An 11,121-nucleotide genomic window follows, 5' to 3' on the forward strand; every position below is an offset into this window, starting at 1 on the left:
CTCGGAGGAGGGGCCGGCGGTGGGGCCGACCCCTCCTCCGAGACCGTCGGCCTCGCTGCCGTCGACGTCTCGACCGGCGAATGCCTCGTCACCTCGGGCGACCGCGACGCGGTCGCGGGCGAGCTCGACCGGATCGCGCCGGCAGAGCTCATCGCCGGCCCGGACGCCCCCGACTTCGACCCCGCGGACGCGGAGCGCGGCTGGACGACCCACGAGTACGACGACCGCGCGTTCGACCGCCGGCGGGCGACCGAGCGCCTGGAGCCGTACCTCCCCGCGCCCGACCGTCGCTTCGACGCGGACGCGGAGCTTCGGGCGGCCGGCGCGGTGCTGGCGTACGCCGAGTACACGCAGGGCGACGACGGGCCGCTCGGGTACGTCACCCGGGTCCGGCGGTACGACCCCCGCGACCGGCTCCGGCTCGACGCGGCGGCTCAGCGAAGTCTGGAGCTGTTCGAGAACCGCGGGCTGGGCGCGAGCGACACGCTGTTCGACGCGCTCGACGGGACGAACTGCGCGCTCGGCCGGCGGTGCTTGGAGCGCTGGCTCCGGCGCCCGCTCGTCGACGCCGACGCGATCCGGAGCCGCCACGACGCGGTCGGCGAGCTCGCGGACCGGAGCCTCGCCCGCGAGGGGGTCGCCGACGCGCTCGCGACCGCCTACGACCTCGAACGACTGGCGAGCCGCGTCTCGCGGGGCCGGGCCGACGCCCGCGACCTGCGCTCGCTCCATCGGACGCTCGCGGTCGTGCCCGAGCTGAAGGCGACGCTCGCGGGGGCGGAGGGGGAGCGCGAGACGAGCGGCGAGGCGCGCGCGTCGGGCGGCGCCGACGGGGACGGCTCGACACTCCCCCGCACCGACCACCTCGGCGACCTCCGCGACCGGCTCGACGAGCTGACCGAGGTCCGCGACCTGATCGACGCGGCGATCGCGGCCGACCCGCCCCAGGAGATCACCGAGGGCGGCGTGATCCGCGAGGGGTTCGACGGCGACCTCGACGACCTGCGCGCCACCGAGCGCGAGGGCCGCGAGTGGGTCGCCGACCTGGAGGCGAGCGAGCGCGAGCGCACCGGGATCGACTCGCTGTCGGTCGGCCACAACCAGGTCCACGGCTACTACATCGAGGTGACCGACGCGAACCTCGACCGCGTCCCCGACGACTACCGGCGCCGGCAGACGCTGAAGAACAGCGAGCGCTACGTCACCCCGGAGCTGAAGGAGCGGGAAGAGGAGATCGTCGGCGCCGCGGAGCGGGCGGACGCCTTGGAGTACGAGCTGTTCGTCGACGTCCGCGAGCGCGTCGCGGCGGAGACCGAGCGGATCCAGGGGCTCGCGGACGCGCTCGCCGAGCTCGACGCCCTGACCTCGCTCGCGACGGTCGCGGTCGAGGGCGACTACGTCCGGCCCGAGCTGCGCGCGAACCCGGACGGCGGCGTCGCGATCGAGGGCGGCAGACACCCCGTCGTCGAGCGGACCGAGGACTCCTTCGTCCCCAACGACGCCGACCTCCCGCGCGGCTCGGTCGCCGTGATCACGGGGCCGAACATGAGCGGGAAGTCGACGTACATGCGGTCGGTCGCGCTCGCGGTCGTGCTCGCGCAGACGGGGTCGTTCGTCCCCGCGCAGGCGGCGTCGCTCCCGGTGTTCGACCGGCTGTTCACCCGCGTCGGCGCCTCCGACGACATCGCGGGCGGCCAGTCGACGTTCATGCGCGAGATGAGCGAGCTGACGGAGATCCTCCACGACGCCGACGCCGACTCGCTCGTCCTCTTGGACGAAGTCGGCCGCGGCACCGCCACCACCGACGGGCGGGCCATCGCCCGCGCGGCCGCGGAGTTCCTCCACGACGAGCTCGGCGCGACCGCCCTCTTCGCCACTCACTACCACGGCCTCACGGACCTGGCCGAGGAGCGCGAGCGCGTCTTCAACCTCCACTTCACCGCCACCCGCGAGGACGGCGACGTGACGTTCCTCCACCGGGTCGTCCCCGGCGCCTCCTCGTCGTCGTACGGCGTCGAGGTCGCGGAGCTGGCGGGGGTCCCGGGGCCGGTCGTCGACCGCGCCCGCGACCTGGTCGCCGCGGAGGAGGCGGAGCGGGGCCGTGACCTGAGCGGACCCGAGCCCGAGGGTCCGACCGACGAAGCGGCGGCGGCCGACGAGGGCGGGCCCGACGACGGGGACCGCGACGGCGACGCGTCGCTGCGGGAGTTCCTCGCGGAGGAGGCGTCGGAGCAGCGCGACGGCGGCGGTCCAGCGGCGGGCGACTCCGCCGCCGAGACCCCCACCGAGGGCGACCGCGCACAGTCGTCGAACGAGGCCGACGGCGAGGCTGCGCCCGGCTCGTCCCCCGACCTCGCCGCGGCGCTCCGCGACCTCGACCTCGCGCGGATGACGCCGATCGAGGCGCTGAACGCCCTCCACGACCTCCAGTCGCGCGCCGACGATGACGGGTGAGCGCGACGCCGCTCGGGGCGCCGCGGGCGGCGACGGCGCCTCGGGCGCCGGCGACCCGGGCGACGAGGAGGGTCGCGTCCGCCGGCTCGACCGGGCGACCGTCGACCGGATCGCGGCCGGCGAGGTCGTCACCCGACCGGCGAGGGTCGTCGGCGAACTCGTCGACAACGCGCTCGACGCCGGCGCCTCTCGGATCGAAATCGCGGTCGACGGCGACGGCACCGACCGGATCCGCGTCGCGGACGACGGCCGCGGGATGGCCCGCGCGGACGCGGCCCGCGCCGTCGAGCGCCACGCGACGAGCAAGCTGGCGCCCGACGGCGACCCGGTCGGGGTCGACTCGCTCGGCTTCCGCGGCGAGGCGCTCGCGGCCATCGCCGAGGCCGCCCGGCTCGAACTCGTGACGAGCCCCGGCGACGGGGTCGGCACGCGGGTCGCCGTCGACGGGACCGTCCCGGCCCCGGGCGGCGCGGAGGGGCCGGACGCGACGCCGAGCGTCGAGGTCGAACCCGCGGGCCGCGCTCGCGGGACGACGGTCGTCGTCGAGGACCTCTTCGCGACGCGGCCCGCCCGGCGGGAGTCGCTCGGGGGCGCGAGCGCGGAGTTCGCGCGGATCTCCTCGCTCGTCGCCGACTACGCGCTGGCGAACCCCCCGGTCGCCTTCTCGCTCGACCACGACGGGGCGGCGACGCTGTCGACGCCCGGTACCGACCGCACCGACGCGCTCCTCGGCGTGTACGACCGCGAGGCCGCGAGCCGGTCGACGACCGTCGACGCGAGCGCCGACGCGGAGGGGACTTCGGTCGGGGTCTCGGGCGCGCTGGCGTACCCCTCCGTCACCCGGGCGACGCGAGACCACGTCCGCGTCTCGGTGAACGGCCGCCCGGTCCGGAACGACCGGATCGCGGCCGCGGTCCGCGAGGGCTACGGCCGCCTCCTCCCGGACGGCCGCGAGCCGGTCGCCGCGGTCGACGTGTCGCTCCCGCCCGAGCGCGTCGACCCGAACGTCCACCCGGCGAAGCGGGAAGTGGGGCTGCGCGACGCCGACGCGGTCGCGGACGCGGTGGCGTCGGTCGTCGCGGACGCGCTCACCGGCGCCGACCTCCGCCGCGCCGCGGACGCCGCCACCGACCTCGACAGCGCCCTCGAACCGGTCGGCGAGGGGGACGGCTCGCGGGCCGGCGCCTTCGCCGACGCCGAGCCGATCGGCGTCTTCCGCGACCTCTACGTCCTCGTCGAGTCCGGCGACGAACTCCTCGTGATCGACGGCCACGCCGCCCACGAGCGCGTGAACTACGAGCGCCTCGCCCGCGCCTTCGACGGCGATCCGGTGCCGACCGCGACGCTCGACCCGCCCGCGACCGTCTCGCTGTCGACCGACGAGGCGGCGGCCGCGCGGGCGCACGCAGACGACCTCGCCGCGCTCGGCTTCGAGACCGAGCCGTTCGGGGGCGGCACGCGACGGCTTCGGAGCGTCCCCGCGCCGTTCGGCCGGACAGCGGACGCGGACGCCTTCCGAGACGCGCTCGCGGCGCTCTCGGCGGCCGACTCCGGGACGGCGCGGGACGCGCGCGACGACCTCCTCGCCGACCTCGCGTGTCACCCGTCGCTGAAGCGGGGCGACTTCGCCGCCCTCGGCGACGGCGACCTCCGGAATCTGCTCGACCGCCTCGGCGAGTGCGACCGGCCGTACGCCTGCCCGCACGGCCGACCGACCGTCCTCTCCGTCGACGCGGCGACGTTTGCGGCCGGGTTCGGGCGGGACCAGTAAGCCGGGAACGACGCCGCGATCGGCGACCACGAACGTACTCAGTACTTCTGTTACGAACGGATCCGGCCCGTTATTGAGCGGTATTGTCCGCTCATAGCAGCGTTCATTTAATTGCTATCTGATTTGAATCCTGTGGGGACTTCCCACGGAGCGGGCGGTCCGGAACCGCGCGGGTTCCGTGCCGAGCGCCAACGATACACCCAGACCAAAACGATGGACTTCGAACACGCGCGATCGACGGCGGCGGCGCCGCTCGGCGCGACTAGCCGACGCTCGTTCGTCGGCGGCGTCGGCGCGGCGACCGGACTGGGATCGGTCTTCGAACGAGTGGCGTCGCACCGCGGCGACTCGGGCGGCGACGGCCCGAGGAACGGCGGCCCGAACCCGTCAGGCGCCACCTACCACGTGTATCGGTCGAACGGCAAGTACCGGGTTGCGAGCGGCGGGAAGGGCGGCGTCGAGTTCACCGTCGTGGCCGACGGGAACGCCGAGCAGGCGTTCCAGTACGCCTTCGATCAGGTGCCGGCCGACGGCGGCACCGTCGTCGCCGACGCCGACGAGTTCCGGTTTGGCGGCCCGGCGGTGCTGGGGGACGGAACGCTGCTGACCGGGAGCGGCGGCACCCGCTTCGTCGCGTCCGCGACGGGATCGCGCGTCGGATTCACCGAGCGCGAACTCGACGTGGGGCACGACCTGATCCGGGTCCGCGGCGACGACGCGGCGGTGACCGGCATCGAGTTCGACGCGGACGACACCCGCCTCGACAACCACGCGGTACAGGCCGAGGACTGCGACGGACTCCTGATCGCGGACAACCGGACCGTGAACGGGTTCCAGATGGCGCTGTCGTTCGCCGGCTGCGAGAACGTCGTCGTCCGCGGCAACGAGGTGATAGATCCCAACTGGTACGGGATCACCAGCCGCGGGGCCCGTGACGACCTCGATCTTCAGCGTTCGACGGACGTGCTGGTTCAGGGGAACCGCGTCGCCGACGTCACGTTCAACAACATCGCCCCGTACAACGTCTCTAACTTCGGCGTCGTTGGGAACCTCTGCTACCGGGGCGGACACAGCCTCATCGCCTGCTCGCCGTCACAGCAGGGAACGATCGTCGGGAACGTCTGCCGCGACCTGGAGCTCGAACCGATCGCCGCCGACCCGGGCGGCGAGGCCGGACTGGAGATCGAGTACAAGGAAACGCACCTCAGCGACGCCGTGGCAGGCACGGACGACGAGACTTCCCTCGACGTCACGGTCGCGAACAACCACGTCGAGAACTGCGGCGTCGGCTTCATCTCCCGAACGGTCCCGGTCGACGAGGCCGACGAGCCGGAGTACCGACAGACGAAGCGCCCGTACAGTTTCACAGTCACCGGGAACGCGATCAACGGCTGCGACACGGGGATCCTGATCCGCTCCGGCGCCGGCGGCGTCGTCGCGACGAACGCGCTCCGGGCTAACGACGCGCAGATCGACATCAGGGACTCGCCGTTCGCGGAGAACGTACAGACGGAACTGAACGTCACGCGCGACGCGTGAACCGCCCCTACTCCCGGCGAGACGGGTGAGGCCCCCGATCGATACCTATTAACACGATGGGACCGGGGGTACTCGCATGGGAGAGCGGACCGACGTGACGCGGGGGTCGCTGCCGGCGGAGCGGTCGGCGGGCCGGTTCTCGGGCCCCGGCAGCCTCCGCGACGTCGTGGAGCGGATCCTCGCGTGGCTTCGGGAGCGGCGCGGATCCGGCCTGGAGCGCGTCTCGACGGCGACGACGATGCGGAACGTCGTCGACACGGACGCGCTCGCGGAGGAGACGCCACAGAAGTGGAGCGTCCGCCACGACGTGGTCACCTACGGCGCGGACTCGCTCACGGACGTACTCGTCTTCAGGCACGATCCGAGCAGACAGGACCTCGTGGTGATGCCGGAGCGGAACACCGAGCCGGAAGGCGAGGTCAGCTTCTACCACGCCGACCGCACGAAGGGCGCGCGCCACCTCCTGTCGATCGGCGCCGACTCGCTCACGGCGGCGCTGAGCTACGTCCTAGAGCGCATCGAGCGGTTCGAGCGCCTCTTCACCGGCCGCGGCTCGGAGCTGCCGAGCGGCTACACGGGGCCGTCGGAAGACCTGTAAGCGCGGCCGCGGGCCGACGCACGCCGACCGTTCTCACACCGACCCGTCCCGCGAACGGCCGTCGCCGTCCTCGTCGATCCGCTCGACGCGCTCGACCGTCTCCTCCGCCTCCGCCGTCTCGGGCGGGTACGAGACGGTCCGCTGCGGGTAGGGGATCGAGATGCCGGCGTCGGCGAAGCGCTCCTGGATCCGCTCGACCGCGATCGCCTTCGAGCGCCACCGGGCCTGCGGGGTCGGCGGGTCGATCCAGAACCGGAGGTCGAGGAGGATCGCCGAGTCGCCGAACCCGGACGGGATCGCGTACGGCTGCGGGTTGTTCGCGATCGTGTCGATCCCGTCGAGCACGTCCTCGGCGATCTCGGCCGCCTCGTCGGGGTCGTCGTCGTACCCGATCCCGACCTCCATGTGGATCCGGAGGCGCCCCTCGCGGCTCCGGTTCGTGATCGCCTGGTTGGCGACGAGGTCGTTGGGCACCACGACGTACTCCCCGTCGAAGTTCCGCATGTGGGTGTTTATGATCGTGATGTCGGTGACGAACCCCTCCTCGCTGCCGATCTCGACCCAGTCGCCGATCTCGAACGGGCGGGCGAACATCAGCACGAAGCCGGCGATGAGCGACCCCAGCGTCTGCCGGGCCGCCATCCCGAGCACGATCCCGAGGAACCCGGCGCCGACGAGGAGGCCGCCGAGGTTCACGCCCCAGATGCCGAGGACCGTGATCCCGGCGAGCACCAGCAGTCCGACCTGCGCGAGCCGGGTGAGCAGCTGTTCCTGGTGGGCCGTGATCCGGTCGCTGTCCGCCGACAGCTCCCCGACGTACGTCTCCACCACGTCGCTGACGACGTAGGCGCCGCCGAGCAGCACCGCCGTGACGACGACCTGCGCGCCGACCCTGGCGGCGTTCTCAGCGACGGGCAACACCGCGACCACGAGTTCGAAACGCCCCCACAGCGTCAACACGGCGACGCCCGCGAGCGCGAACAGCGCGAGCTGTAAGAGCCCGACCGACAGCCGCAGGATGAACGAGGTCGGGACCCCCTCGCGGAACGTCTCGATCGCGCCCTCGGTCGATTCCACCGTCCGCTCGTCGAGGAGCCGCTCGATCCAGCTCGCGGCGGTCCGCTCGCCGGCGCGGACGGCCTTCGGCAGCAACAGCCACCCGACCGCGAGCGTCCCGAGGGCGATGGCGGCGGTGACCGCCAGCCGTCCCTCAGTGGTCGAGATGTCGCTCAGCACCGCTCCGACCCGAACGCCGAGTCCGCCGATCACGGTCGCCCGTTCGCCGCCGGTCGGATAACGGCTCCGACGCGAGTCTCAGTCGGGAGAATCGGCGCGTCCGCTCCGGGGACCCGGGCCGCGGGAGCGGGGCGGTCCCTCACCGCCCTCGGCGGAGCTCCTCTATCAGCTGTTCGATGAGCGCCGACTGCCGGTCGAGGCGCTCGGACTGCGCCTCAACGGTGCGGCGCAGCGCCGCGACCTCGCTCGCGAGGTCGGCGTCCTCGACCCCGGCGCTCTCGAACGGCGACCCGTCGAAGGCGTCTCCCCCGCGGATCGGGCCCTCCGCGTCGGCCTCGGTCGCGACGGCGTCGGCGTCGCCGACGGGGTCCCCGGCCGCCGACTCGGTGCCGGCCGCGTCCGCCGAGCGCCCCTCGGCGCCGACCGCCGACGCGGCCTCGCCGGCGCCCTCCGAGTCGATCCCCTCGGCGGCCGACGCCGGCTCCGTCGCGTCCGCGTCCAGCGGGTCGCTCGCGGCGTCGTCGACGCTCGCGTCCGCGGCGAGGGGGTCCGCGTCCAGCGGATCGTCGCCCGACGCCGACCCCGCCGCCGTCGAGGCCGCGGTCTCGGCCGAGTCGGCGCCGTCGTCTCCGGAGGCGGAGTCCGTCTCGGTCGACCGGCCGGCGCCGGCCGCGTCTCCCGCCTCGGGGCCCTCCGCGTCGGCCTCGGCGTCGGCGGCGGGCGACGCCGAGAGCGGGTCGGGCCCCTCGCCGAAGTCGGTCGTGCCGCTCGGCTCGGCGTCCGCGGCCGGCTCCTCGGCCTCGGCGGCGGCGACGCGGAACTCTTCGAGGCTGTCGACGCCGTGGAACGAACACACCGCGTCGGCGAGCGTCTCCCGGACCGCCCGGGCGGACTCGTTGGGGGCCTTGAACCGCTCCGAGCGGCCGCCGTGGACGAGGACGACCGCGGTGGCCACGGTCCCCTCCTCGAAGTCGAGGCCGGTGATGTCCTCGTAGTGGAACTCCTCGAAGTCGGCGTCCCAAACGGCCGAGCCGACGTGTTTGACAAGCCGCTCGCTGGTGACGATGAGGGTGAGTTCCGAGAAGCGGAAGGTGCGGACGACCGTCTCGCCGGGGCCGGTGACGCCGCTCGCCGAGAGGACGCCGGCGAGGACCGGGTGGAGGACGTCGTCGACGCGCTTGGCGGGGACCGAGAGCGTCTCGTCGCCGTCGAGGCCGTACCCGAGGGTGATCTTCGCCTTGCGGCGGCCCGTCGAGACGTCGATCCGCTCGACGTCGTGGCCGTACTCGTCGACGGACTCGTCGGACAGGAGCCCGTCGCCGCGGAAGACGAGGGTCCGGGTGGGCGTGACCGCGAGTCGATCGTCGCCGCCCAGCGGCACCTCGGCGACGACGTCCTCGTCGCCGACGGTCGCCGCGAGCAGTTCGGGGAGGCTCATACGCCCGGGATACGCCGCGCCCGGCATAAATCCGCTGGGTCGGCCGCGAGCGGGCGGCGGCTCTGTCCGTCGCGGCCGCGTCCGCGAGCGCGCTCTGACCGCCGATCACCGCCCGACCCGCGCGCGAAATCGCCGTCGGCCCCCGCGCGAACGGCGTGGAAGCGGCCGCCCGCGGCGATCTGCGATCGGTTCACAACCCTCCGACGGATGGGAAGGTTAAAGAGTCTCATCGCGGTACGAAATGGTGAGGCCGGGTGGCTTAGCTGGACATAGCGCCGCACTCATAGGGTTCGGAGATTCGGTGCGGTGACGCCTTGGAAGCGTCCGCGTCCTTCCCGTGGCTCCGCCGAGCCTCGGACCTGGGACATGCGGAGATCGTGGGTTCGGAGCCCACCCCGGCCACTTCTCGTCTTGTCGACACTACTCCCGCTGCCCCCGTAGCGCGGGCGCCGTCCGACGACGACCGGCCGAGACGCCATCAGGCCCGCCGCTGCTCGGACTCTCCCGCGTCGACCGTCCCGGCCTCGGCGCGAGCGCCGCACCGCGCTCCGGGGGGCCGGGTTCGCGGGAACGTTCCACGGCATGTGTGCGATTTGTACAGGTGTTTAGGCGACCGGTCGAAGCTCGACAGATGTGGATCGCATTCGAGTGTTCGTGCGACAGCGATCGACGCGAAAGCGACGGACGGCGAGGGGCCGCCGACAGACGGAGATTCCGTTACGCCGGTACCGCCTCGCCCGCGACGAGCGCGGCCGCGGCGACGGCAACGCCGAGTCCCAGCAGCGCGTAGTTCGCGAGCGGGTTCGCCGCGGTGACCAGGTCGAGCGCGTATTTCGTGTCCTGCAGGGGCGCGAACGGTCGGACCCCCATCGGCGTGAGCGCGTCCGCGAGGAGGTGCGAACCGATCGTCACGACGCCGAAGAGGAAGCCTGCGCCGCCGAACAGCATCGCCTCGACGAGTCCGCTCCGGAGACCGACCGCCAGCCCGGCGGCCCCGAAGGCGATCCCGACGAGCAGCGCGAACCAGACGGTGTGGGTGATCCCCCGGTGTTTGACGAAGGGAACTCGCGTGTCGAGGTCGGGGACCATCGCCAGCGAGGCGACGCCGACGGCGCCGGCGGCGCCGACCTCTATCGAGGCGAGGGCGGTGACGAGGAACCCGAGCGGGGCGTAGACGACGAGCGAGGCCCCGACGTGACCCGTCCGGTACACGCCCCGAAGTGCGGGTCCGTCCCCTAAGTCCGTTGCGTCGGCCGCCGCGCCCGGCGCCCGCGCCCCGGTCCCAGGGGCGAAACGCCTACGGCCTCCCGCGGTGACCGTCCGGTATGTCCCTGACTGCCCGCGACCTGATGGAGCCGGACGTGAAGACCGTCTCGCCGGACGACGACGTCGCCGCGGTGTTCAAGCGGTTCGCCCGCTACGCGTTCAGCGGCTTCCCGGTCGTCGACGACGACGAGCGGGTGGTCGGGATCGTCACCGAGTCAGACCTCGTCGACCTCTTCGAGCCCGACGACGAGACGCTGTGGATCCCCATCGGGCTCCCGCCGTTCGTGGACACGCTCTCGTATCAGGTGAAGCGCCCGTGGGCCGACCTCGACCTCGGCGTGGACCTGATCCGCAACGCTGACCGTCACATCTCCGAGGTGATGAGCCCCGACGTGGCGACGGTGACGCCGGATGCGAGCGTCGACGACGTGCTCGACCTGCTCGTCGGCGACGATCCGGATATTAATCGCGTGCCCGTCGTCGACGACGACGGCCGGATCGTCGGGATCATCGCGCGGCAGGACGTGATCCGTGCGTTCCGCGACAAGCGACTGGAATAGGTCGGATCACGAGTTTTAACGGTCGATTTCGGAGATACTCCCGCGAGTGGTCCCTTACCGATCGATAGCAGACCGACGGCGAACACCTCCAAAGCCCCAGTAGCGAGGGCGGCGCACGCTCGCTGCGGTCCTCAGTCGGTCGCTATCGCTCCCTCCTTGCGGTCCTTACGTCGTCATCAGAACGCTTTGCGTTCTGATTGGCTCACGAGAGCGGAGCTCTCGTGAACGCCTGCGCCGCCCTCGCGACTGCCCCTTCGAG

General features: G+C 72.9%; 8 protein-coding genes and 1 tRNA gene. 6 read left to right on the plus strand and 3 right to left on the minus strand.

Going from position 1 to position 11,121, the window contains the following annotated elements:
- The 4 genes from mutS to EXE50_RS16800 all read left to right on the plus strand — a co-directional run.
- The coding region (gene mutS / locus EXE50_RS16785) for a DNA mismatch repair protein MutS (protein ID WP_137705630.1) at nucleotides 1-2,454 on the plus strand (2,454 nt) is incomplete at its 5' end.
- On the plus strand, nucleotides 2,444-4,225 hold the full coding sequence (mutL, locus tag EXE50_RS16790; RefSeq protein ID WP_137705631.1) for a DNA mismatch repair endonuclease MutL: 1,782 nt from the start codon (nucleotides 2,444-2,446) through the stop codon (nucleotides 4,223-4,225). The genes mutS and mutL, both read left to right, overlap by 11 nt.
- A 213-nt stretch (nucleotides 4,226-4,438) precedes the next feature.
- Nucleotides 4,439-5,764: a right-handed parallel beta-helix repeat-containing protein gene (locus EXE50_RS16795; RefSeq protein WP_137705632.1), complete on the plus strand. Its 1,326-nt coding sequence runs from the start codon at nucleotides 4,439-4,441 to the stop codon at nucleotides 5,762-5,764.
- A 76-nt stretch (nucleotides 5,765-5,840) separates the two neighbouring features.
- The gene (locus EXE50_RS16800) at nucleotides 5,841-6,362 is read left to right on the plus strand and encodes a hypothetical protein (protein WP_137705633.1); all 522 of its coding nucleotides are present in this window, start codon (nucleotides 5,841-5,843) and stop codon (nucleotides 6,360-6,362) included.
- A gap of 33 nt (nucleotides 6,363-6,395) precedes the next feature.
- Here the strand turns inward: EXE50_RS16800 and EXE50_RS16805 are convergent, their stop codons facing one another.
- Together EXE50_RS16805 and EXE50_RS16810 are read right to left on the minus strand one after the other, a co-directional pair.
- Nucleotides 6,396-7,631 (minus strand): mechanosensitive ion channel family protein, encoded by a 1,236-nt coding sequence (locus EXE50_RS16805; protein ID WP_199241447.1) that lies wholly within the window; start codon nucleotides 7,629-7,631, stop codon nucleotides 6,396-6,398.
- A 106-nt stretch (nucleotides 7,632-7,737) separates the two neighbouring features.
- Complete coding sequence (locus EXE50_RS16810; RefSeq protein WP_053770794.1) at nucleotides 7,738-9,036, minus strand: hypothetical protein; 1,299 nt, start codon at nucleotides 9,034-9,036, stop codon at nucleotides 7,738-7,740.
- 248 nt (nucleotides 9,037-9,284) lie between these two features.
- On the opposite strand from EXE50_RS16810, the gene EXE50_RS17245 reads away from it, so the two are divergent.
- Nucleotides 9,285-9,438: transfer RNA gene (locus tag EXE50_RS17245), tRNA-Met, on the plus strand.
- Nucleotides 9,439-9,753: 315 nt separating this feature from the next.
- Here the strand turns inward: EXE50_RS17245 and EXE50_RS16820 are convergent.
- Entirely contained in the window at nucleotides 9,754-10,248 is a 495-nt protein-coding gene (locus EXE50_RS16820; RefSeq protein WP_137705634.1) for a metal-dependent hydrolase, read from the minus strand.
- A 113-nt stretch (nucleotides 10,249-10,361) separates the two neighbouring features.
- On the opposite strand from EXE50_RS16820, the gene EXE50_RS16825 reads away from it, so the two are divergent.
- Nucleotides 10,362-10,862, plus strand: coding sequence for an HPP family protein (locus EXE50_RS16825; RefSeq protein ID WP_137705635.1), 501 nt, complete (start codon nucleotides 10,362-10,364; stop codon nucleotides 10,860-10,862).
- Nucleotides 10,863-11,121 lie beyond the last annotated feature (259 nt).

It is taken from the genome of Halorubrum sp. ARQ200 (assembly GCF_005435115.1).
GTDB classification, from domain to species: Archaea; Halobacteriota; Halobacteria; order Halobacteriales; family Haloferacaceae; genus Halorubrum; species Halorubrum tropicale.